Annotated in this window: 20 protein-coding genes and 1 tRNA gene; 4 read left to right on the forward strand and 17 right to left on the reverse strand. The window is 47.3% G+C overall.

The window, feature by feature from the left end; genetic code table 11:
- Positions 1-196: 196 nt before the first annotated feature.
- From gpmI to IEX62_RS21140, 6 genes are all read right to left on the reverse strand, one after another.
- Entirely contained in the window at positions 197-1,738 is a 1,542-nt protein-coding gene (gene gpmI / locus IEX62_RS21115; RefSeq protein ID WP_188778010.1) for a 2,3-bisphosphoglycerate-independent phosphoglycerate mutase, read from the reverse strand.
- Positions 1,739-2,491, reverse strand: coding sequence for a triose-phosphate isomerase (gene tpiA, locus IEX62_RS21120; RefSeq protein ID WP_188778012.1), 753 nt, complete (start codon positions 2,489-2,491; stop codon positions 1,739-1,741).
- A 76-nt stretch (positions 2,492-2,567) separates the two neighbouring features.
- Complete coding sequence (locus tag IEX62_RS21125) at positions 2,568-3,749, reverse strand: phosphoglycerate kinase (RefSeq protein WP_188778079.1); 1,182 nt, start codon at positions 3,747-3,749, stop codon at positions 2,568-2,570.
- A gap of 281 nt (positions 3,750-4,030) precedes the next feature.
- The gene (gap, locus tag IEX62_RS21130; RefSeq protein ID WP_188778013.1) at positions 4,031-5,035 is read right to left on the reverse strand and encodes a type I glyceraldehyde-3-phosphate dehydrogenase; all 1,005 of its coding nucleotides are present in this window, start codon (positions 5,033-5,035) and stop codon (positions 4,031-4,033) included.
- Between the two features lie 198 nt (positions 5,036-5,233).
- The gene (locus IEX62_RS21135; protein WP_188778014.1) at positions 5,234-6,262 is read right to left on the reverse strand and encodes a sugar-binding transcriptional regulator; all 1,029 of its coding nucleotides are present in this window, start codon (positions 6,260-6,262) and stop codon (positions 5,234-5,236) included.
- Positions 6,263-6,810: 548 nt separating this feature from the next.
- The gene (locus IEX62_RS21140; RefSeq protein WP_188778015.1) at positions 6,811-7,287 is read right to left on the reverse strand and encodes a hypothetical protein; all 477 of its coding nucleotides are present in this window, start codon (positions 7,285-7,287) and stop codon (positions 6,811-6,813) included.
- A 329-nt stretch (positions 7,288-7,616) separates the two neighbouring features.
- Here IEX62_RS21140 and IEX62_RS21145 point away from each other — a divergent pair.
- Both IEX62_RS21145 and clpP read left to right on the forward strand, forming a co-directional pair.
- Positions 7,617-7,691 (forward strand) — tRNA-Arg (locus tag IEX62_RS21145).
- A 376-nt stretch (positions 7,692-8,067) separates the two neighbouring features.
- On the forward strand, positions 8,068-8,664 hold the full coding sequence (gene clpP, locus IEX62_RS21150) for an ATP-dependent Clp endopeptidase proteolytic subunit ClpP (protein ID WP_308422664.1): 597 nt from the start codon (positions 8,068-8,070) through the stop codon (positions 8,662-8,664).
- A gap of 148 nt (positions 8,665-8,812) precedes the next feature.
- Here the strand turns inward: clpP and IEX62_RS21155 are convergent, their stop codons facing one another.
- From IEX62_RS21155 to IEX62_RS21165, 3 genes are all read right to left on the reverse strand, one after another.
- Positions 8,813-9,994, reverse strand: coding sequence for a PdaC/SigV domain-containing protein (locus IEX62_RS21155; RefSeq protein ID WP_188778016.1), 1,182 nt, complete (start codon positions 9,992-9,994; stop codon positions 8,813-8,815).
- 206 nt (positions 9,995-10,200) lie between these two features.
- A complete protein-coding gene (locus IEX62_RS21160) occupies positions 10,201-11,379 on the reverse strand; it encodes a PdaC/SigV domain-containing protein (protein ID WP_188778017.1) in 1,179 nt (392 codons plus the stop codon).
- A gap of 386 nt (positions 11,380-11,765) precedes the next feature.
- Positions 11,766-12,524: an SIMPL domain-containing protein gene (locus tag IEX62_RS21165; RefSeq protein ID WP_188778018.1), complete on the reverse strand. Its 759-nt coding sequence runs from the start codon at positions 12,522-12,524 to the stop codon at positions 11,766-11,768.
- Between the two features lie 280 nt (positions 12,525-12,804).
- Here IEX62_RS21165 and IEX62_RS21170 point away from each other — a divergent pair, with 280 nt between their 5' ends.
- On the forward strand, positions 12,805-13,278 hold the full coding sequence (locus IEX62_RS21170) for a stalk domain-containing protein (RefSeq protein ID WP_188778019.1): 474 nt from the start codon (positions 12,805-12,807) through the stop codon (positions 13,276-13,278).
- A 183-nt stretch (positions 13,279-13,461) separates the two neighbouring features.
- Here the strand turns inward: IEX62_RS21170 and IEX62_RS21175 are convergent, their stop codons facing one another.
- The 8 genes from IEX62_RS21175 to IEX62_RS21210 form a co-directional block, all read right to left on the reverse strand.
- Positions 13,462-13,731, reverse strand: a complete 270-nt coding sequence (locus tag IEX62_RS21175; protein ID WP_188778021.1) for an HPr family phosphocarrier protein — start codon at positions 13,729-13,731, stop codon at positions 13,462-13,464.
- A 151-nt stretch (positions 13,732-13,882) separates the two neighbouring features.
- Complete coding sequence (gene whiA, locus IEX62_RS21180) at positions 13,883-14,821, reverse strand: DNA-binding protein WhiA (protein ID WP_188778023.1); 939 nt, start codon at positions 14,819-14,821, stop codon at positions 13,883-13,885.
- Positions 14,822-14,826: 5 nt separating this feature from the next.
- Positions 14,827-15,819, reverse strand: a complete 993-nt coding sequence (gene mgfK / locus IEX62_RS21185; protein ID WP_188778025.1) for a gluconeogenesis morphogenetic factor MgfK — start codon at positions 15,817-15,819, stop codon at positions 14,827-14,829.
- A gap of 12 nt (positions 15,820-15,831) precedes the next feature.
- Positions 15,832-16,725 carry an RNase adapter RapZ gene (rapZ, locus tag IEX62_RS21190; RefSeq protein WP_188778027.1) on the reverse strand — a complete coding sequence of 298 codons (894 nt, stop codon included), beginning with the start codon at positions 16,723-16,725 and terminating at the stop codon, positions 15,832-15,834.
- A 59-nt stretch (positions 16,726-16,784) separates the two neighbouring features.
- Complete coding sequence (locus tag IEX62_RS21195) at positions 16,785-17,732, reverse strand: ROK family glucokinase (protein ID WP_188778029.1); 948 nt, start codon at positions 17,730-17,732, stop codon at positions 16,785-16,787.
- A gap of 411 nt (positions 17,733-18,143) precedes the next feature.
- On the reverse strand, positions 18,144-19,097 hold the full coding sequence (gene trxB, locus IEX62_RS21200) for a thioredoxin-disulfide reductase (protein ID WP_188778031.1): 954 nt from the start codon (positions 19,095-19,097) through the stop codon (positions 18,144-18,146).
- 72 nt (positions 19,098-19,169) lie between these two features.
- Positions 19,170-20,894 carry a tetratricopeptide repeat protein gene (locus IEX62_RS21205; protein ID WP_188778033.1) on the reverse strand — a complete coding sequence of 575 codons (1,725 nt, stop codon included), beginning with the start codon at positions 20,892-20,894 and terminating at the stop codon, positions 19,170-19,172.
- Positions 20,895-21,073: 179 nt separating this feature from the next.
- Positions 21,074-22,021: a ribose-phosphate diphosphokinase gene (locus IEX62_RS21210; protein WP_188778035.1), complete on the reverse strand. Its 948-nt coding sequence runs from the start codon at positions 22,019-22,021 to the stop codon at positions 21,074-21,076.
- A 298-nt stretch (positions 22,022-22,319) separates the two neighbouring features.
- Between IEX62_RS21210 and IEX62_RS21215 the strand changes: the two genes are divergently transcribed.
- Positions 22,320-22,844 (forward strand): MarR family winged helix-turn-helix transcriptional regulator, encoded by a 525-nt coding sequence (locus IEX62_RS21215; RefSeq protein WP_188778037.1) that lies wholly within the window; start codon positions 22,320-22,322, stop codon positions 22,842-22,844.
- Positions 22,845-22,893: the final 49 nt, after the last annotated feature.

Raw genomic sequence — 22,893 nt, forward strand, 5'->3', positions numbered from 1 at the left:
GTCTCCTTCACTTGGATAAGTTTGGGCGGATGGGGACAGAGACTGCCATCCATCCTTATATGTGGAACGCGCCCTAGCAGCAGACAGGCGACTTCAGCGGAACATGACGAGCATGTTAATCGCATGCCAGCTACAAGGTTCGTTCATAACGGGTTTAAAAACGCTGCGCAAATAGCAGCCACATGCAGAAGCTTGCTTATTTACGGCTAGAAATGATAGACGTACCTGTCATTTCCTGTGGTTTGTCGATGCTGATCAGGTCAAGGATCGTAGGTGCGATATCACCCAGGATGCCGCCTTCACGCAGCACTACATTTTTGTCGGTTACGATAAACGGAACCGGGTTCGTTGTATGCGACGTTTGCGGGCGACCGTCTTCGTCGATCTCCGTTTCAGCGTTACCGTGGTCGGCTGTAATCAGCGCCACGCCGCCTTTTGCCAGGATCGCTTCAACGACACGTCCAACACATTCGTCAGTTGTTTCTACGGCTTTGATTGTCGGCTCCAGCTTACCGGAGTGACCCACCATATCCGGGTTAGCGAAGTTCAGGATAATAACATCCTGTCTTTCTGCTTCGATCTCCGCTACGCAGGCATCTGCCACTTCGCGCGCGCTCATCTCCGGTTGCAGATCGTACGTTGCAACCTTCGGTGAATTGATCAGAATACGAGTTTCGCCTTCCAGCTCTACATCGCGTCCGCCGCTAAAGAAGAAGGTAACGTGCGGATATTTTTCCGTTTCAGCAATACGCAGTTGCTTTTTACCGTGCTGTACCAGCACTTCGCCCAGCGTATTGTCGAGACTTTTCGGTCCGAAGGCAATATGGCCTCTTACCGTTGCGCTGTAGGTAGTCAGGCAGACATAATACAGGTCTTTCGGATAGTTGCCGCGCTCGAAGCCGTCAAAATCCGGCTGTGTAAATGCCTGAGACAGCTGGATAGCACGGTCAGGACGGAAGTTCAGGAACACAACGGAATCGCCATCGTTCACTGCACCTACCGGCTGGCTATCACCATCCACGATTACAGCAGGAACCACGAACTCATCGTATACTTCTCCCTGATAGGAAGTCGTTACAACGCCCAATGGATCAACAAACTGTGGGCCTTCGCCATAAGCGATGGCACGGAATGCTTTTTCTACACGATCCCAGCGCTTGTCGCGATCCATTGCATAGTAACGACCTTGTACGCTGGCAATTGTACCAACGCCGATAGAGCCGATCTTCTCGATCAATTGCTCCATGTAGCCTTTACCGCTATCTGGTGCTACGTCGCGACCGTCCAGGAATACGTGGATCAGCACATCGTTAAAGTCTTGCTTTTTCGCCATTTCCAGCGTAGCAAACAGGTGGTCGATGTGGCTGTGTACGCCACCATCGGACAACAGTGCAAATACATGCAGCTTTTTGCCGTTGGATTTAGCATTTTCGAATGCGCCGACGAGCGCTTCGTTTTGGAAGAAGTCGCCTTCGCGAATCGATTTGGAAATACGAGTCAGATCCTGGTACACCGTACGACCTGCGCCGATGTTCAGGTGACCTACCTCGGAGTTACCCATTTGACCTTCTGGCAGACCTACAGCTTCGCCGCAAGCCGTCAGTGTCGTGTGCGGGTATTCGGACATGTAACGGTCATAGTTCGGCTTTTTCGCCTGAGCAACACCGTTGCCCTCGACTTCTGCACGCAGACCGAAACCGTCCATAATGATCAGAGCTACTGGTTTTGGTACAGCCATTTACTTCGCCCCCTCAACGAGCGCGATGTAAGATTCAGGCTGTAGACTTGCGCCGCCAACGAGTGCTCCGTCGATGTCGCTTTGTCCCATGTACTCCTTCACGTTCTCCGGTTTTACACTACCGCCGTATTGAATACGAACCGCGTTAGCTACTTCTTCGTTGTACAGGTCTTTTACTACACCACGAATGTAAGAGATTACTTCATTCGCATCAGCGGAAGTAGAAGATTTACCTGTTCCGATTGCCCAGATTGGCTCGTAAGCGATAACTGTTGCTTTCGCTTGCTCTTCGCTCAGACCAGCCAGCGCGCCTTCAGTTTGTACTTTACATACATCCTTCGTTTGGTCAGCTTCACGCTCTTCGAGCTTTTCGCCAACACATACGATTGGAGTCAGACCGTGACGGAATGCAGCGTGTGCTTTCTTGTTCACGATCTCGTCGGTTTCAGCAAAATACTGACGACGCTCGGAGTGACCGATGATCACATAGTCCACACCCAGGTCTTTCAGCATAACGCCACTGATCTCACCAGTGAATGCGCCGTTGTCTTCGAAATGAAGGTTTTGCGCGCCGATTTTGATGGAGGTGCCTTTTACAGCTTCAACCAGTGCAGGCAGATTTGTAAATGGTGCACAGATTACGCTCTCTACGCCTTCTACTTCTGCTTTGCCCTTGATGCCTTCGATGAATGCTTGAGCTTCCGGAACGGTTTTGAACATTTTCCAGTTGCCGGCAATGATTGGTGTTCTCACTGAAGTATCACTCCTTCTATTCCATACTTGCACGCCGCTGGATTATAGCAGCGTGCATACTGCTTTTATTGTAAACTTATTTATCGTTAAGTGCCACAACGCCAGGAAGTGCCTTACCTTCCATGAATTCCAGGGAAGCGCCGCCGCCTGTAGAGATGTGATCCATTTTATCAGCCAGGTGGAATTTCTCAGCTGCTGCTGCGGAATCGCCACCACCGATTACAGTGTAAGCTTCTGTTGTTGCGCAAGCTTCTGCTACCGCACGAGTACCGTGGGAGAAAGGCTCGATTTCGAATACGCCCATAGGTCCGTTCCAAACAACCAGCTTGGAGTTTTTGATCACGTCAGCATAGATCTCACGTGTTTTTGGACCGATGTCGATGCCTTCCCAATCCGCTGGGATGTCGCCAACTTCAACGATTTTTGTGTTTGCATCTGCACTAAAATCGTCAGAGATCACGATATCTACTGGCAGGTAGAAGTTTTTGCCCAGTTGTTTTGCTTTTTCGATGAAGCCCAAAGCTACGTCGAGCTTGCTCTCGTCCAGCAGGGATTGACCTACTTCATGACCTTGAGCCTTCATGAATGTGTAGGACAGACCGCCACCGATGATTACGTTATCTGCCAGGTTCAGCAGATTGTCGATTACATCGATTTTGTCTTTTACTTTGGAGCCACCAACGATCGCTGTGAAAGGACGCTCTGGATTGTTCAGGGCTTTACCCAGTACATCCAGCTCTTTCTCCATCAGCAGACCAGCTACTGCTGGCAGATGATGCGCGATACCTTCTGTGGAAGCATGAGCACGGTGAGCCGCGCCGAATGCATCGTTCACGAACAGATCAGCCAGCTCAGCAAATGCTTTTGCCAGTTCTGGATCGTTTTTCTCTTCGCCTGCATGGAAACGAACGTTTTCCAGTACGAGCACATCGCCATCTTTCATGTCAGCGATTTTTGCTTTTACTGCATCGCCAGTCGATTCGTCAGCTTTTGCTACTGGTTTACCCAGCAGCTCGGACAGACGCTCTGCTGGAGCAGTCAGTCTCATCGATTCAACCACTTCACCTTTTGGACGGCCCAGGTGACTTGCCAGCAGCACTTTCGCGCCTTTTTCGATCAGGAAGTTGATCGTTGGCAGCGTTTCACGAATACGCTTGTCATCTGTAATTTTGCCATCTTCCATTGGTACGTTGAAATCCACACGTACGAATACCACTTTGCCTGCTACTTCTACATCACGTACACTTTTTTTGTTCATTAGTCGTTCCTCCATGCCCATAGTTTGGAGCATGCGCCAGGCGAAAATAGCCGCCGATATGTACAGCAGACACGGAAGCCATAGCTTCTGCGCTGCTGCTGATCCTGCACCATCCTCGCCACTGGCATCATGCTGATCTTTCATCTAACCCCACATCCGTCAGGCATTACCCTTCAGACGGTTAAACACTCCCGGTGAGTATTCAACTTAGAAAAAGCGGAAACAAATGAGCTCTGTTTCCGCTTTATGGAATTAATATTTATTTCAGCTAGAGGGCTGGATCAGCCTTTGTTCGCGAAGTATTCCAGCGTACGAACGAGTTGTGCAGTGTAAGACATTTCGTTGTCATACCAAGCTACAGTTTTAACCAGTTGCTTGTCGCCAACAGTCAGAACGCGAGTTTGTGTAGCATCGAACAGGGAACCGAAAGTCATACCTTTGATATCGGAAGATACGATTTCGTCTTCTGTGTAGCCGTAAGTTTCTGGGTCGGAAGCTTCTTTCATTGCTGCGTTAACTTCGTCAACTGTTACGTGTTTCTCCAGAACAGTTACCAGCTCAGTCAGGGAACCAGTTGCTACTGGAACGCGTTGTGCGCCACCATCCAGTTTACCTTGCAGTTCAGGGATAACCAGACCGATTGCTTTAGCAGCACCAGTGGAGTTAGGGATGATGTTTTCAGCTGCTGCGCGAGCACGACGGAAGTCACCTTTAGCGTGTGGTGCATCCAGTGTGTTTTGGTCGCCAGTGTAAGCGTGAATTGTAGTCATCAGGCCTTCAACAACGCCGAATTTGTCTTGCAGTGTTTTTGCCATAGGTGCCAGGCAGTTTGTTGTGCAAGATGCGCCGGAGATAACTGTTTCTGTACCATCCAGAATTTCGTGGTTAACGTTGTAAACGATTGTTTTCATGTCGCCAGTTGCTGGAGCGGAGATAACAACGCGTTTAGCGCCAGCTTTCAGGTGAAGCTCAGCACTTTCTTTTGTTGTGAAGAAACCAGTACATTCCAGAACGATGTCTACGCCAAGCTCGCCCCAAGGCAGTTCTTCAGGGTTACGGTTAGCCAGAACTTTAACTTCTTTACCGTTTACTTTGAAGAAACCGTCGTGTACTTCAACTTCACCGTTGAATTTACCTTGTGTTGTATCATATTTCAAAAGATGTGCCAGCATTTTAGCATCTGTCAAATCGTTAATTGCTACAACTTCAATACCTGCTACGTCTTGAATACGACGAAAAGCAAGGCGTCCGATACGTCCAAAACCATTAATACCAACTTTAACCATGAGTTAATTCCTCCTAGAAATAAGTTTGTTGAAATTTATGCAATCAAGACAAGGCTACTTGAGCCTGTCGAGACAGTGATAATAATAGTACGATATTTTGCTATCGCAAAAATCATTCTTCATTGAACCTCGTGTTAGAAATTCACTAACAACAGGGTTTCTGCGGGCAGCTGCCGGGAAAAGGAATGTAGCCGCAGCTTACAGCTCCTTTACGATCTCCCGTGCAGCCGCCTCGTCGATGACCAGAATATCCTCCTGGCCGAATTTAAGTACAGCGTGAATCGATTGTGCCTTGCTGCGTCCGCCAGCGATACCAATGACCACTTCCGCATTAGCGATATCCTCCAGTTGCAGACCGAGCGTCAGCATATGATGCACGGTCTGCCCTTCAGCATTAAAATAATGACCAAAGGATTCTGCCACTGCGCCTGCTCCCCGAATCTCTTCAACAAGCTGTGGGTCAAGGCGGCGACGTCGTACCATCTCCATCGCATCACCGATGCCATGAATGATAATACGTGCACGGCGAATGAATTCGACGATCTCTCGTACATTCTCATCCTCGTACAGCAGCTCATAAGCGTCTCTTCGCAGCAGGTCAGGTACATGCAGCAGCCGGTACTGCGCGCCTACCCGCTTCGCCATCGTGGATACGATGGAATTCGCCTGGTATTCCATATTTTCGCCAAGTCCGCCTCTTGCCGGAACGAACCAAGCATCCCTGAGCGGAGCTGGTAAGGTTGGGCTTAATTGTTCTGCCACCTCAGCCAGCGTAAAACCGCCGGTCACAGCCACAATATCATCGTCGCGCATCACACTGAGCAGCGCTCTCGCACCTGCTCGTCCCAGATTCTGCTTCGTACTAGCCGAAGTGTCGCTGTCTCCAGGCACAATAACGACCTGCTGTAGTCCATAAGCCTCGCGGATGCGATCCTCCAGAACGGACAAACCAAGTAGCTCTTCCATTAATGGCTCCAGCTCTTCAAGCAGCTGTCTGCCTGCATCGCTGACGCGCATTCCCGTGCTCTCAATCTCCAGCAGTCCCTGCGCCTTGAGCAGATCGGTTTCAGCGCGCAGCACACGCTCCGTCATGTTCAGCGAAGCGGCGAGCGATCTACGTCCAACCAACCCCGTCATCATAACCTGATGTAAAATCGCGTATCTTTTTTTCAGTACGTCAGTGAGATCGGGCAGAAGCTGCTTTTGTATTTCCAGTAATTTTCGCATGCTTTCCACTCCTGCAACTTATCTCGCTCAGTGTAATCTCATTTGCATTCAACCAGGCTTAGGTATATGGACTCAAAATGTCCCGGCATAACTTTTTAAGTCCCACATCTATATTAACCAATTTTTGATGTAGAAGCAAGTATTGATGACAACTATTTGAAGTGGATATGTTCCTACGTTACGATGCGAATAAAACGTTTATACATCTGAGCTTTGATCTGCTGTTTGCAAACGAGCAAGTGAAGAAGTCTACCCAAACGTCTTCAACGCAATCAGGACACACACAAAGCAGCCTTTGTATGTTTAGACCTTCTTTTCCTATTACTTTTCCTGCAAAGACAGCTCTTTCTCTATAAGCATTAACCGTAATCGATCGTTTTCATGACAGTTTTTCTATATATTTTCCTTTCGCATGATTTGGAAATTTAAAATAAGTTCCCCATCTCCATAGCATTCGAAAGCACCACAATGAGCACGAGACAACCCTGACCAGCTTGAAAATAGGTGTAAGGCAAAAAATAATATCGAAAGAGCATACGCTTTTTGAATTAACTTTGGCTTTTTTTAGGGTTATCTGCCATAACTACACTAAAATCGCCAGAAAGTACGCCATTAGCGCTAGAAAAATTAATGATATGTAAGCCTGTTCCTGTAGCTTTTCCATTGTTCGGAATAACCATTTGCTTTTTGGGAGGGATCTTATAATATAAATAATTTGTTGTACGATTAGCTTTTCTTACAGTTACGGTGAGTTCACTATTTCCAGTATTGTAAACCCAAACCTTCAGCCAACCATAGTTTGCTGGTACTACAAAGTTACCACCACTCCTAGTAATAGAACTTCTCGTAAGCGCAACTTGAGTATCATTTGGAGTCATTCTACCATCATGAGAAATAGAGGAAATGATAGAGGCAGAAGTTGGGGGCGCAGTTGCTGACTGTTTATTTAAAGCCTGCGAACTTATAAGAATAGTAGTAATCAAAGTTGCTGAAATAGCTACCAAAAAAGATCGGGATACATTCATAAGTATTGAACCTCTTTTCAAAATATATTATTTTGTAAATCTATATAGTTGCTAATTTTGATCAAGCTACTAAATGGCTACAATATCACTAGCTTGCTTCAATTCGTGCTGCTACCTTCAGTTAATCTGGAATCACAACTATTGCCTAAGGCAGATAGACAACCAAAGCTCAGTCTACCTACAGTTTCAATCCAGATTTATGTGTACAGTGAATAGAAGCTGGAGCAAAATGGAAGATCGAGTCGGAAGGTTGTCGTTATAGCTGTTGTAAGGGCTATCTTGCTTTTTAGGGTTCTTTCATCTATAATCATTCTTGCTGTTGCTTATTTGCGCCCGTGGTCCAATGGATATGACGTAGGCCTCCGAAGCCTGAGATCCAAGTTCGATTCTTGGCGGGCGCGCCACTTGATTTATCGTATGAGCGAGATATATTTTTCAAGGTATTCATCGTTTCCTTGCACAGCTTCCCAGTAATAGTTATACCAGACAATTGTTAATTACATATTATTTCCACTAACGAATCGTGGAAATGAACGTCAACCAGCCGAGGCTGGTTATTTTTATATGTACCTGTATACTGGAAAATAAGCGTGCTTCTTCTTATATTAACCCATTTTTCAGTAATTTAGGAATTTTCAGGATGGATAGTTTGACTTTCTTTGACTTTTAGTTTGAACTACCCTATAATGTGGTAAGAACAATTGATTCTTGTCATTGTTTGACCAGAGATTCCACTATATAATGACATTTACGATGATCGTAATTTAAGGAGGGTTTCTAGTGAGTTATATCCCTATGGTCGTAGAACAAAGCAGTCGTGGCGAACGCGCATATGATATTTATTCCCGTTTGCTGAAAGACCGCATCATCTTTCTAGGTTCGGAAGTTAATGATGTCGTAGCTAATGCGATTATTGCACAAATGCTGTTCCTGGAAGCCGAAGACCCAGAAAAAGATATTCACCTTTACATTAACAGTCCTGGCGGTTCGATTACTGCGGGGATGGCGATTTATGATACAATGCAATTTATCAAAGCCGACGTATCTACGATCTGTGTAGGTATGGCAGCAAGTATGGGCGCATTCCTGCTGAATGCTGGTGCAAAAGGCAAACGCTTTGCACTGCCAAACAGTGAAGTTATGATTCACCAACCACTCGGTGGTGCACAGGGTCAAGCGACCGACATCGAGATCAGAGCTCGCCGCATTCTGAAAATGCGCGACAAGCTGAACAAAATCCTGGCTGATCGTACAGGTCAACCACTGGATCGCATCGAGCGCGATACCGACCGTGACTATTTCATGACAGCGGCTGAAGCGGCTGATTATGGCCTGATCGATAAAGTAATTGAAAAAACACCTCCACAAGGCGTGTAATTGCAACTTGTGCATGTGTGGAAATAGCCAAAAAGCTGCAACGGGATGAGCCGTTGCAGCTTTTTTGTTTATTATTTCGTATGCTTTTATTTTGATGCTACTCATTGTATTAGGTATATATCACACTGATCAGGCAGTATGCCGATTGTTAGTGATACGCCTTCAACGGATTCGTACCCGCTTTCAGCAGTTGATTGAACGTGAAACTGAACTCTGGAGTACCTGCTGCATAAGGCGCAATCGCATATTGCTGGAAGAAGATCGTAAAGCCGCGATCGGTCAGGTAGTAATTATTCAAATAAGCGCTGGAGTTGTGAGACAGATCGTTAAATGAATCGAGTGTACCGTCCTCCGCACCGCCTTGCTTTTTAATTTCATTTTGTAGTAGCTCCTTGATATCCTGACGATACGAAGCATTCGATTTCAGTAGATCGTCCAGCTTGATCGCTTTACCGTCTTTGAGCGAGAACGTCATGCCTGTTAACGTCTCTCCACCGTGTGCACCACCCAGATATCCATAGTCATACAGCAGGAAGCTGATGACTCCATTCTGGTTATAGCTGACTTTATAACCGCTATCCACTTCATATTGCAGATTAGGTGAATCGGGCTTGCCTGCTTCCTCGATCTGCTTTTTCGTTGTAGCTATCGATTGATCGACATATGCCTTGAGCGCTGCATTGATCTTCTTTTGAGCGGCTTCATTATCCAAACCTGAGATGACCGGATACAGCACGCTCACGTCGGTATATTCGTTATCGTTGGGATCAGCTAGCTTGGTCGGTGTGATCGTGATGTCATTCATACCCGCAGTTGTAAAATTCACTGTATTCGTTGCTTTTGTCCATACCGTACGGTAACCGAAAGGCTCGGATAATGCTTTTGCTTCTACATAGGTCGTTCCTTTGATGACCTGACCATCAAAGGTATCACCAAGTGCGCTACTGTTGAATGTAACAAACAGATTATCCTTTGCGCCGCCATCGGTATACATAAGATATGAAGAGATTTGCTTCCCTTTGGATACGATCACGGTGCTTGTTTTCGTATCATATGTAACGGTAGCTCCTAGCGCTTTGGCTGCTTCCTTTAAGGGTACCAGCGTTTTGCCTGTTGGGCCGAGTATACCTTGTGTAGATATCGCTTTACCTTCTATCTGTACATTCACAATAGATGGATTCGTCTTAGAGCTAGCAGTCGCTGCATATGCAGAACCTGTACTTCCAGGCAAAATCGCGATTGTACCTGCTGTCGCCAGTGTGGCTGCGAGTACTAGTGCAGCCGTTTTTTTCAGATAGCTCGTATTTTTCAGCGAATATAATGTATTCATTTGATCGTTCTCCTATTCATTTATTTACTATTTTCTGTTCAGTGATTCACACCACCAGATTCGCAAGTCAGAGATCCATGTTCGTCTCATAACAACGAATTAAAAATTAAGCTTTGCAAAGCAAAAGCTGCAACGCGACGAACAGTTGCAGCTTTGTGTATGCAATTATCACTCAGCCTATGAGCTGTATTTTATAGCAAAAGCTCTTATTTAAAATCCTTCAGCGGATTTACACCAGATTTCAGTAGCTGGCTAAATGTAAAGTTAAACTCTGGATTGCCTGCTGCACCTGGAGCGATATCATATTTCTGGAAGAACACAGTGAAGCCGCTATCGGTCAGGTAGTAGTTATTCAGATAGCTGCTGGAGTTTTTGCTCAGATCGTTAAATTGCTCCAGGGAATAGCCCATTTCATCGCTTTGCTTTTTGATATCAGCTTGCAGCATTTTTTTGATATCCTGACGATACGAAGCGTTGGATTTGAGCAGATCATCCAGCTTGAGCGCTTTGCCATCTTTGAGCGAGAAAGTCATGCCTGTCAGAATGTTATCGCCATGTGCGCCACCGAGGAATTGGTAATCGGTCAGCAGGAAGCTGATCACACCGTTCTGGTTGTAGCTGACTTTATAACCGCCATCGATTTCATAGCTCAGGTCTTTGGAATATGGAGTACCTGCTTCTTCCACCTGCTTTTTCATGCCTGCCAGATATTTATCAAAATGGTCTTTAAGCGCTTTGTTGATTGCTGTTTGTGCAGCTTCATTATCCAGACCGGATACTACCGGGTACACCACGTTTACGGTTGTGTATTTATTTTGGATCGGATCAGCCAGCTTCGTTGGTGTTACGGTCACAGCGTTCACGCCTACCGTTGTAAAATTGACTGTACTGGTTGCTTTGTTCCATACAGTACGATAACCGAATGGCTCCGATAGCGCCTTCGCTTCAACATAGGATACCCCTTTTACAATCTGGCCGTCATAGCTTTCGCCCAGTGCGCCACCATTGAATGCAGCAAATACATTGTCAGTATTGATATCGTTATAGATCGTATAGGCTGCGGATTGCTTGCCTTTCGTAACAATGACATTATGTGTTTTGGCATCATAAGTAACCGTAGCACCCAGCGCCTTTGCGGCGTCCTTCAGCGGTACCAGCGTTTTGCCGGATTTACTGAGCATGCCCTGTGTTGCTACAGCTTTGCCTTCTACCTGTACATGTACAACAGCTTTATTTACCTTCTGGCTTGCTGCTGCGGCATACACGGAATTGGTGCTTCCAGGTAAAATAGCGACTGTACCTGCTGCTGCCATTGTTGCTGCCAGCACCAGTGCAGATAGTTTTTTGAGATACGTTGTGTTTTTCAGCGTATATTGCTTGTCCATTATTAATCTCTCCTGTTCGATATGTTTAAAGTTCATCTCAACATTGCTCAGTATAACCAGATTAGCAACCGTTTGATTTACAAACTGCTTAAAACAGAGTAACAACATCGATACGCTATTCTTACTAAAAGTAATAAATTTGTAAATAAACTTTTCGTTTCGAAACTAAACTTCCCTGCAAAATGAAGTTTCCATTTTTCCGATGTCTCTGGTTTGGCAAACAGGGATTATACTGAAACGATGTGAGAGACTCTACGTATTACCTTTAAAATTAAGCCCTTGAAACAAAACAGCACAGCCACTCCAGCGCCCCCTATGGGACTTCTGATATGACTGTGCAGCTTCGATTTGCTTTTTACGAAATTGACATTTTCATCGTCAATGATTTATTTCATGGCATATTGGACATTCAGCGTAGTATTCAGCTCGATCATACCTGGCTGAATCGATGTACCACCACTCGCTGTATCGCTCATCGCCGCTTCAGAACGTTGCATGATAACCGGAGGTGTAACGGTTCCCGAATCGCTAACAGACAGCAATTCACCCAGTGTGCGGTTCGCTGCTTTGGCAATGGAGCCTGCTTTGGATGCTGCATCTTTCATTGCTTTGGCGATGACCTGATCCTCATACGTTTGTGGGTTCTCGACATCAAAGTTTACCGAACCTACATTGTTCGCACCAGCAGCGGATGCATCATCCAGCAGCTGCCCGATCTTATCCAGATCACGATATTTTACTTCGAGCGTATGATATGCGGTATAGCCTGTAACTTTTTGCCCGCCCTTATCGTTATAGTTGTAGTTAGGCTGAACATAGAATTGCACAGTCTGGATATCCGCCTGTGGGATCGACCATTTTTTGAGCAGTTCAGTCAGCTTACTCATTTTCTGTGCATTGGATGCTTGTGCTTTGGCAGCTGTAGATGCTGTTGTTTGTGCGCCAATCGATACATACGCAATGTCAGGCTTTACAGATAGCTTGCCATTTCCGCTTACATTAATCACACCCGTAGCCGCTGTTGTAGCCTGCGTTGTCTCCGCTGCATACGCTGAGCTTGCTCCTGGTAAAGCTACACTCATCATTACTCCTGTAAGCAATGTACCGGCGAGCAGCAAGGAAGCCATAGATTTTGTTTTCTTCATTATCAATTCACCCTTTCGTCTTGTTACCTAGTAAACGCTTAGGTAAAAGCGAATGTTGCAACATATCCTAGCAATTTGGGGTATATACAATAAAAGGGCTTGATTGCTAGGTTGAAGCCGATCAAGCTAGACGCAGCAACGCTTATACAGCACAAGACAGACACCAGCGCACCAATCACCAGTCACATGATTCCAGTATCATCTTAAATAGTCCCGCCCCGTGGATGGCGCCAAGCTCGCTGCACAGGAGACAGGGATAACACAAGAGGGGAGCGTCACCATGTTAAAAAAGAAATTCGTACAAAGTTCCATGCTTCTTCTGGCCAGCGTCCTGCTGCTATGCAGCCTGATCCCTACCGCCAGTGCAGCATCCATGAATGCTGCACCACGTGAGGTCAAGCTGGAATGGAACGGTACTCGTCTTCCGCAAAATGGATTGCTTATTGAAGGCAGCACGATGATTCCAGTCGTATTACTGCGCGACTCCATTGGCGTGACACTCCGCTATGAGCCGACAGTTAAAACCTATACATTGCTGCAAAATGATGATCAGATCGATATGATCATGGGTACGGACAGTATCAATATCCGCCTGAACAATCACCAGTGGAAAGGCCCCAATGCACAGGTCATTAACGGACGAATGTATATACCTTTTACCGTACTGCGCGATGGCTTTGGCTATCAGAGCGCATGGAATGCATCGCAGGTAAAGCTGAATTTTGCGAAAAAAGGAATTTTCCTGGAGGAGTAGACTTCGTTCTGTCTCCATCGCAGCTATAGAGCATTGTATGAGCAGTCTGTTCATCATTTCTCCTGATATGAATAGCTTCTTACCACTCATCGATCATCGCTCGCGTAATATAACCACATACCAAAAAAACCGCCACCCTATGGTGACGGTCTCGGCCCTTTATCCGTTGGATGAGGGGCTTTTTTATTGGTTTTCCAGCTCTTCTTTGCTTACCAGTCCAACTAAAGCGTTTACAGCAGATTCTGCATCCGCACCCTCTGCGCTGATGTACACTTCAGTACCGGAACTAATCGCAAGGCTCATGATACCCATGATACTTTTAGCGTTAACTTTTTTGTCGTCTTTCTCCACAAAAATCTCAGAAGAATATTTATTCGCTTCCTGTACAAAAAGTGCTGCAGGTCTTGCGTGTAATCCCGTTTTCAAGCGAACCACTACCGGGTGTTTGATCATGTGACAGTTACCCCCTAAAATACGTATTCATTGCAATTTATAAGTTTATTACACTGATGCCTTCAATATTGACACTTATTCATCATACTACATTATTATAACATGCGCTTTAGTAGAAAAAAATAAAGCATCATTACGCATAACAGATATTTTATACTAGATGCTCGTTACGCACCTTTTCCGCCAGCTCGTCGATTTTGCGAAGTCGATGATTCACACCTGACTTGCTTACGCCACCCTTGAGCATTTCGCCAACTTCCTTCAGGTTCATATCCGGATGCGCCAGTCGAATCTCGGCTACCTCACGTAGCTTATCTGGCAGCTGCTCCAGCCCCAGGTGACGCTGGATAAGACGGATATTATCAATCTGGCGTACCGCTGCGCCGATCGTTTTGTTTAAGTTCGCAGTCTCACAATTGACGATTCGATTGACCGAGTTACGCATATCACGCATAATACGCACATCCTCGAACTTGAACAGCGCCTGGTGCGCTCCGATAATGCTCAGGAATTCGATAATCTTCTCGCCTTCCTTGATGTATAAAATAAAGCCTTTTTTGCGTTCGATACAACGCGCATTCAGATCGAATTCATTCGCCAGATCAACAAGTGCCTGGCACTGCTCTTCATACATGGACGCAATCTCCAGATGATAGGAGGAGCCTTCCGGGTTATTCACCGAGCCACCTGCCATAAAAGCACCACGAAGGTAAGCTCGCTTACAGCAATTTTTGCTCACCATCTGCTTATTGATGCCAGGCGTGAACATAAAGCCCTCGGACACAATTTTTAACTTACTCAAAATTTCCTGTACACCTGCTGGAATACGCACGATGTATACATTATTCTTTTTCAGCCGCATTTTTTTGCGTACAAGCAGCTCGGTATGGACCGCAAAATGCTTTTTGATCAGGGAATAAATCCGTCTTGCAATTGCGGCATTTTCCGTGGAAATGTCCAGTATAATCTTTTTGTTGGACACCTGCACGGAACCGTTCATTCGAATTAAGGCCGACAGCTCTGCCTGCTCACAGCAGTCATCCGCTTCAATCATGGTCAATTCTTTTTTGGTTTGCGCCGCAAATGACAATGGACTCACCCTTTCGATAAAATGTGTTTCTTGACCTGCTCATAAATATGATGGCTGAGCATCTCGGCATCATGCCGCAGATAGGTGCCGTACATCACCATTTTATCGGCGATGATCCGGTAGCCCATTGCTTCCACTTCATCCTGGTCAAGCTTAACCGGCTTGGCGCCTTGCTCCGCATAGCGCTTTTGCACTTTAAGCGGAATCGGCTCATTATTCACGAGTACATAGTCGAACAGCCGATGTCCAACATGCTCATAGATCGCGTTCAGATGGTCACTGACCGCGTAGTTGTCTGTTTCACCAGGCTGAGTCATCACATTACAGATGAACAGTCGGAGTGCATCAGATGCTAGAATCGCATCCGCTAGCTTCGGTACGAGCAGATTGGGCAACAGACTGGTATACAGACTACCCGGCCCGATCAAGATCGCGTCTGCCTGCTGAATCGCTCGTACAGCCTCTGGCAACGGCTCCACGTGATCCGGTTCAAGGAAAATACGTTTGATCCGCTTGCCCGCTTCTGGAATCTTGGACTCGCCTGTGACGATCTCTCCATCCTCCATCTCGGCATGCAGTACAACTGCCTGCTCTGCGGCAGGCAACACTTCACCACGAACGGCAAAGACTCGGCTTAGCTCACGTACAGCGGTGACAAAGTCACCTGAAATATCGGTCATCGCTGCCAGAATGAGATTACCCAGACTATGTCCAGCCAGCCCTTCCCCTTTTTGAAAGCGGTACTTGAGCATGTCTGACATAAGCGGCTCTACATCTGCAAGCGCGGTTAGCACGTTACGAATGTCGCCCGGAGGCGGCATTTTCAGCTCGTCACGGAGAATGCCTGAGCTTCCTCCATCATCAGCAACCGTTACGATTGCTGTAATATCAAGCGGCTTTTCCTTCAGACCTCTCAGCATAACAGACAGGCCAGTGCCGCCACCCATCACAACGATGCGTGGGCGCAGCACAGGCAGGTCTGGCTGTGAAATTGACATAGGTTCCACTCCTTAATGCCGATCACGATCAGCATCCCGATGACTGACACGTACGGTTTCGGTTTCACTGGTGCCTAGCATACGGCCAAGGTATTCAGAAATCGCAACCGAGCGGTGCTTACCGCCGGTACAGCCAATCCCGATAATCACCTGGCTTTTGCCTTCATTACGATATTGAGGGATAAGAAAATGCAGCATATCGAGCAGCTTGGTCAAAAACGCTTGCGTCTCTGGCCATTTCATCACATATTCGTACACATCGCTGTCCTGTCCGGTATGGGGACGTAAGGCATCGATATAATGCGGATTCGGCAAAAAGCGCACATCGAAGATCAGATCGGCATCAATCGGAATACCGTATTTGAAGCCGAATGATGTGATATTCACCGACAGACGATTCGTTTCCAGATGTGAAAAATGCGATACGATCGTCTGCTTGAGCTTCGCTGGCTTGGTCGTGCTTGTATCGATAACTTGCGTCGCTGCATTTCGTAGATCGTCCAGCATTTTGCGTTCAAGCCGGATTCCATCAAGGGGCATCCCTTCTGGAGCGAGTGGATGGCGGCGACGACTTTCTTTATAGCGCTGTACAAGCACTTCATCGCTTGCTTCCAAAAACAGAATCTCCGAATGAATCGTCAGGTGATTTTTTAGATAGCTCAATGATTCCGAGAGGGCGGCAAAAAATTCACGGCCGCGCAAATCGATCACAAGCGCAACCTTACCAATTTTGCCATTGGACTGTTCAATCAGCTCGGCAAACTTAGGAATTAGCACAGGCGGAAGATTATCTACACAGAAAAAACCAAGATCCTCCAGGCTTTGCACTGCAATCGTCTTACCTGCGCCAGACAGTCCGGTAATAATAACCATCGTGGCGGTCGTTGAATTGTCGCTGGTGCTCATGCTTTTGTCCCCTCTCTATCCAGTTGTATGTGGTGGTTACACCTTCGCTTGCTTGTATGTTAACGCAGCAGCAATCCTGCTGCTCCAACGATACCTGCATCATTGCCCAGCTTGGCAGGGATAATCTCAACGCCCTGCTGTAGTGGAGCGGGTGTCAGCTCAGCAAATACCTCACGGATTTTGCTGAACAGAATATCGCCAGCCTTGGATACACCGCCACCGATAATAAAGCGTTCCGGGTTCAAGGTCGCTGCAATCGCAGCCATCGATTTGCCCAGGTAAAAGGCAGCACGGTTAATGATGCGAATGCTCACCTCATCCCCTGCTTTAGCGGCATCAAAAATATCCTTCGCCGTAATCTGCTCCATACTCGACAGGCTGGTCTGATCGCCACGCTCGACAGCTTCTACCGCCATGCGCACGATACCTGTCGCAGAGGATACCGTCTCTAGACAGCCCATTTTCCCGCAGCCGCACTGGATCGCTTCCAGATCAGGCACAACGGAGATATGACCGATCTCGCCAGCCAATCCAGCAAAGCCCTGATAAATTTTACCGTTCAAAATAATGCCGCCGCCTACGCCGGTGCCCAGTGTGTAGCAGACGCAATCATTCACGCCTTTGCCTGCGCCACTCCACGCTTCGCCCAGTGCAGCTACGTTGGCATCATTATCGATGCGGATCGTTTTTCCGAGACGTTCTTCAAGGATGGCCCGGATCGGTACATCACGAAATCCGATATTCGGCGCTAGCAGGATCACACCTGCGCGAAGATCGGTAAAGCCGGCTACGCCTGCTCCCACGCCTACAAGCTGATCCCAGCTGTAGGGAGATTGCTCAACAATAAGACGCACATATTTGACGATATTGTCGATCACGGTATCGGTCCCTTTTTCTTTTTCGGTTGGACCTTCGTATGTGTGAAGCAGTTCTCCTTCATGATTGCAAATGCCTACCTTAATCGCAGTACCACCAAGGTCGACGCCGACGTAAATATTTTCAGACATAGAACCGAGCCACCTTTTCTACTCAAAATTTGATATATATCCATATGCATTTTAACTGTGTCTGCTGCTTCATGATATCGCTTGCTTATGTATCGAAACTAAGCAAGCTGTGGCATGGATGAACACAGGCTGTACATTCTATACTATTGTACCATTTCCGTTCTGTCGGATACTGCTAAAAATGCGATTATACACAAAATTTATAGTGAAGAAATACGGGGATTGCCCGTCATAGCAGTGCTTTCTCCATGAGAAAACGACTGCATTATACGCTCTGAGGTAATGAAAACGTTCGTATCCAACTATAAGCGAACCGCACCATCAGGTCAAGCGAAACCCGCGGGTCTGTTGTCTTGTACAATCCAAGCAAAAAAGGAGCCGTAAGTGGCTCCCTTTTGTCTGAACGCTCTCTTATTTATCCAGCGCTTCGCTCCAGTCATGCACCATATGGCCTTCCAGGAATTTCTCCGCATCCATCGCTGCCATACAGCCGCTACCCGCAGCCGTAATCGCTTGACGATAACGGGTATCCTGAACATCACCACAAGCGAATACGCCAGGGATGTTCGTTTCGGTTGTACCCGGTGTGACCATGATGTAGCCATGATCGTCGGTTGTAATCTGCCCTTTGAGGAAGCCGGTGTTCGGCGTATGTCCGATCGCTACGAATACGCCATCTGCTTCAACTAGCTCTTCCTGCCCTGTTTCATTGTTAAGCACCTTCAAGCCTTTTACGCCTGTATCGCCTGCAACGACTTCAAGCGGCTTGCGGTTTAGCGCCCATTTGATCTTCGCATTGTCACGCGCACGATCCTGCATGATCTTCGAAGCGCGCAGCTCGTCACGACGGTTCACCACCGTTACCTCTGTTGCAAAACGAGTCAGGAAGCTCGCTTCCTCCATCGCAGAGTCGCCACCGCCAACAACGATAAGCTTTTTGTTACGGAAAAAGAAGCCGTCGCATGTTGCGCATGTACTTACACCACGTCCAACATTATCCTGTTCACCCGGAATGCCCAGATAACGAGCCGATGCACCGGTTGAGATAATGACAGATTCCGCTTCCAGCTCGCCTGCACCCTCAACCTTAATTTTGAATGGACGCTTGGATAGATCGATATGCTCTACCCAGCCAGAGCGGAATTCCGCGCCAAAGCGCTCCGCCTGCTTGCGCATATTGTCCATCAGTTCAGGCCCCATAATGCCATCCGTGAAGCCCGGGAAGTTCTCAACCTCTGTCGTTGTCGTCAGCTGTCCACCTGGCTGCAAGCCTTCAATAACGAGTGGCTGCATATTGGCACGCGCCAGATAGATCGCTGCGGTAAGTCCCGCAGGTCCTGTTCCGATAATGATTGATTTATACATAATATTAAGAAGCCTCCTTATGAAATGGTACACCTGTTGATATAACTATATTCAAGCTCAATACGATTGGCTTTAGGAGCCTTGATTACTTTTCGCCAGACTGCGCTGCATTTTACTCTGTACATGGCACAGCCGGCTGATTCGACGTGCATATCGACTGACACTGGAAATGGTGCTTCCATAGCGCTCCGCCACTTCTGCATAGGTAAGCGGCTGGCGAAATAGACGCGCAACCAGATATTCCAGCGCTGCTGCCCAGCCCTCTGGATGCTGTAGCCGCGGAAGTTCCGCATACGAACGCTTAATAAATTCCAGCCACAGTGCCTCCACATCATGCCGGAAGTCTCCCTGCTGACGCATCGGTGAATGCAGAAGGAACATCTCCAGCACCTGCTGCCAGCGCTCCTCCCAGATCGGCAAGCTCGCACGTGCTGACTCCAGATCATCGATCAGGCGATCATCCACCAGCGAGTTAGTCGATACCCATTGCCGTAACAGGCGCTCTGACGCCTGCTTGAGCGCCGTCGATGCTTGTGCAGAAGCTACATACTCACGCAATATACGATGCAGCTCATAGCTGCCATCCAGCTTGTATACTTGGAGCGCCTGAAGCTTCTGCTGCTCGGTTCCGTGATGCAGTATATGCAGCAGCTGCGCCTCGCTATCAATCGAACCGATATGCTCTGATGCTCGCGCCGCACTGCGGGCTGATTCCTCGGTTGTATGAGGTAATGCATAACGATACGAAGGCTGAAGCTGTCCCTGACGCAGCTCCTCCAGATGAGCGATGTAAAAGGCAGGCACCTCAGCTTGCGCATCCAGCCGCAGTATACGCCGCCACCATTGTTCACCTTGATTATATTTACCCACATAGCATGCCGCTACGGCAGCATAATGATAAATTTCTAATTGCTCGCCTTCACGATACTGTTTGACGAGACGTGTAAAATGCGGATATGCCGCATCATGCTGTCCCAGCATCGCCAGCGTAATCGCCAGCTTGAGCAGATGCTCCCCATGCATCGGATGGATACGGCGCAATGTGCGAATCTGCTGTAGCAGCAAACTATGCTGACCCATCTGCTGTAAAATCAACGCCTGATTGCACAGACCATGCAGATTATGCGGATCACGACGTAGTACTTCCTCCACTTCAAAAGCCGCTTGCTCCAGCTCCCCCAGATGATGCAGCGCGACGACCAGATTATTACGTGTCGCATCGTCATCTGGATCATCGACAAGCGCCTGCTGTAGCAGATCACAAGCCGCCTGCACATCGCCTTCCTCTAGCAGCTGCCGTCCTTGCTCACGCGGCTCCTGCTGGACTTCTGCATTCATTTCCGGCACAGCGAGACTTGGCGCTCCACTGCGTGCACGCTCACGCTGCACAACCTCTATCATTTCATTCGCCTCGGCGATAAACGCACCATTGGGTTCTTTTTCCATATAAATAAGCAGCTCGCGTTCAGCCTCCGCAAATTGCTCCATATTCGCATAATTGTTCGCCATGTAAAAATGACATTCACTCAGAAGTGGGTCGACCTGCGCGATAATATGCTGCAACGCTTCATTGGATGCATCATATTTGCCCATTTCGGACAGAATACCAGCCAGATTGCAATGATTGACTGGATTCTCAGGCTCATATTCGACCGCCTTTTGAAAATAATTCAATGCCTTGTCATAACGATAACGGTCTAATGAGCGGACAGCTCGTTCAAAAAAGAAATTGGCATCCATCTGTAGTCTGATGACCTTGCGCTCCGCCTCTTCCGTTTTCCGCTTATAATCATTCACCGGATCAAGGCACCTCCTTCTATCACTTCACCCATCTGCTGCTTGTTAATTGCTCTACAGTAAATGAGCTGTGTTACCTGTAACCAGCACCGTTTAGTATACCATAATAGCTGAACGGGCTAAAGGCGTATCGACCTTTATACACGTACACATTGCCATCTATGGGCTACATCAAGGCGTTAGATACCGGCGTCGCTAAACATGGTGGCAATCGAGCCACCCTCCATAATAATGCGTACCGCATGGGCAAGCATCGGTGCCACCGACAATACAGTTAAGCGATCTGGCGTCACAGATGGCAAGCTGATCGAATCGGTAACGACCAGCTCACGAATCGCTGGATGATCCAGTCGTTTCAGCGCCTCACCGGAAAAGAGTCCATGCGTTGCGCAAACGATTGCGTCATGCGCCCCACGTTCCTTGAGACTTTCGACGACATTTACAATCGTTGTGCCTGTGTCGATCAGATCCTCGATAATAATCGGAGTCTTGCCCTCTACATCGCCGATCACATGCGTGATGACCGATTCATTATGCGCCGGGCGCTTTTTGATCATCATCGCAAATGGGGCATCCAGACGATTAGCTAGCTTTTCCGCCATGTAAGCGCGTCCAGCATCCGGTGATACAACGACAGCATCCTCAATCGATTGGCTACGCAAATAGCCACTGATCAGATCGAGTGCCGTCAGATGGTCAACCGGGATATTGAAGAAGCCTTGAATCGCAGATGCGTGTAGATCAATAGTAATTACCCTGTCTGCGCCAACTGTAGTCAGTACATCAGCGACCATTTTTGCAGAAATAGGCTCTCTTGGTGCAGATTTGCGTTCCTGACGTGCATATCCGTAATACGGGACAATAATATTGATCGTTCGTGCAGATGCTCGCTTGGCTGCATCGATCATAACAAGTAGCTCCACGAATAGCTCGTTGATCGGGTGAGACAAGGATTGCACGAGAAAAACATCCATGTTCCGAATCGTTTCTTCATAATGTACATAGGTTTCACCGCTTTTGAACTGAGAGAGCTTGATTTTGCCCAGTGTCACGCCCAGACGATCGGCGATTGTCGTTGCCAGCTCCGGACTGGATGAGCCGGAGAAAATTCGCATATGTTCCTTCATAATTCCTCCTGATTTAGATGGCGAGCTTGCTTTACCCTGTTTTTAAATATTGTATATCGCCGCGTAACGATATCAAAGACAATTCTGCTCTAAACTGCAATTCTTCATCTTTTTAAACGTCAAAAATAAGCGCAAAATCGCTGATTTGTCGCTACTTAGGTAAAGGCAAAGAAAAAATTGTCGGATGATGATGCTTTCTTTTGTATTATGTTGAAATATTCATATTTTTCCTCTTGACGGCAAGTAGTTAGGCACCGTACAATATCTCCATTAAGATAGTTGGAGAAAGGTGAAGAGAATGTCCCAATTTGAACCGTCGGAAATGGTGAAGCATCTCAAGGATTTGGATCGGCTTAAAAATCTAGCACCGCTGTTTCCGCAGATCGATGTGGACTGCATGCTCACTTCTTTTTTGCTTATTCGTACTTCTCATGAGCTGTATCACGAAGTATCGCCTCTACTCACGGAAAATGGGCTGTCACCGGGCAAGATTCGAATTCTGATCTCGCTCATGCTGCTCAAAAAGCCGTTATTGCCTTCTGAAATGGCAAAATCGGCTGGTGTGACCCGCTCCACAATGACTGGATTGATTAACGGTCTTGAAAAGGACGGCTTAATTCGTCGCGGTTCCCATGAGGATCGCCGCATGACAGCTATTCATTTGACAGACGAGGGTGAAGCGGTTGTACGTCATATTTTGCCGCAATATGCCACGCAATTAGCTGGAGTCATGAACCATTTGACGATTGACGAGCGTGAGGTGCTCAAGCAATTGCTGTACAAAATTCGCTCCGGTATCGAATCGAACCATAGCGAATCCTGAGCTAAAATGAACGTTTTTTGCGGTCTAATAGTACGGCTCCGAACTATTC

Source organism: Paenibacillus hunanensis (assembly GCF_014645615.1).
Taxonomy (GTDB): Bacteria; Bacillota; Bacilli; order Paenibacillales; family Paenibacillaceae; genus Saccharibacillus; species Saccharibacillus hunanensis.

What these genes read in the sequence shown, in the direction of transcription:
- IEX62_RS21170 (WP_188778019.1), top strand. Translation starts at nt 12,805, where the DNA reads ATGTTAAAAAAGAAATTCGTACAAAGTTCCATGCTTCTTCTGGCCAGC.
- IEX62_RS21125 (WP_188778079.1), bottom strand. Translation starts at nt 3,749, where the DNA reads ATGAACAAAAAAAGTGTACGTGATGTAGAAGTAGCAGGCAAAGTGGTA.
- mgfK (WP_188778025.1), bottom strand. Translation starts at nt 15,819, where the DNA reads ATGTCAATTTCACAGCCAGACCTGCCTGTGCTGCGCCCACGCATCGTT.
- IEX62_RS21215 (WP_188778037.1), top strand. Translation starts at nt 22,320, where the DNA reads ATGTCCCAATTTGAACCGTCGGAAATGGTGAAGCATCTCAAGGATTTG.
- IEX62_RS21155 (WP_188778016.1), bottom strand. Translation starts at nt 9,994, where the DNA reads ATGAATACATTATATTCGCTGAAAAATACGAGCTATCTGAAAAAAACG.
- IEX62_RS21160 (WP_188778017.1), bottom strand. Translation starts at nt 11,379, where the DNA reads ATGGACAAGCAATATACGCTGAAAAACACAACGTATCTCAAAAAACTA.
- IEX62_RS21195 (WP_188778029.1), bottom strand. Translation starts at nt 17,732, where the DNA reads ATGTCTGAAAATATTTACGTCGGCGTCGACCTTGGTGGTACTGCGATT.
- IEX62_RS21175 (WP_188778021.1), bottom strand. Translation starts at nt 13,731, where the DNA reads ATGATCAAACACCCGGTAGTGGTTCGCTTGAAAACGGGATTACACGCA.
- trxB (WP_188778031.1), bottom strand. Translation starts at nt 19,097, where the DNA reads ATGTATAAATCAATCATTATCGGAACAGGACCTGCGGGACTTACCGCA.
- IEX62_RS21210 (WP_188778035.1), bottom strand. Translation starts at nt 22,021, where the DNA reads ATGAAGGAACATATGCGAATTTTCTCCGGCTCATCCAGTCCGGAGCTG.
- IEX62_RS21165 (WP_188778018.1), bottom strand. Translation starts at nt 12,524, where the DNA reads ATGAAGAAAACAAAATCTATGGCTTCCTTGCTGCTCGCCGGTACATTG.
- gap (WP_188778013.1), bottom strand. Translation starts at nt 5,035, where the DNA reads ATGGTTAAAGTTGGTATTAATGGTTTTGGACGTATCGGACGCCTTGCT.
- IEX62_RS21135 (WP_188778014.1), bottom strand. Translation starts at nt 6,262, where the DNA reads ATGCGAAAATTACTGGAAATACAAAAGCAGCTTCTGCCCGATCTCACT.
- IEX62_RS21140 (WP_188778015.1), bottom strand. Translation starts at nt 7,287, where the DNA reads ATGAATGTATCCCGATCTTTTTTGGTAGCTATTTCAGCAACTTTGATT.
- gpmI (WP_188778010.1), bottom strand. Translation starts at nt 1,738, where the DNA reads ATGGCTGTACCAAAACCAGTAGCTCTGATCATTATGGACGGTTTCGGT.
- rapZ (WP_188778027.1), bottom strand. Translation starts at nt 16,725, where the DNA reads ATGAGCACCAGCGACAATTCAACGACCGCCACGATGGTTATTATTACC.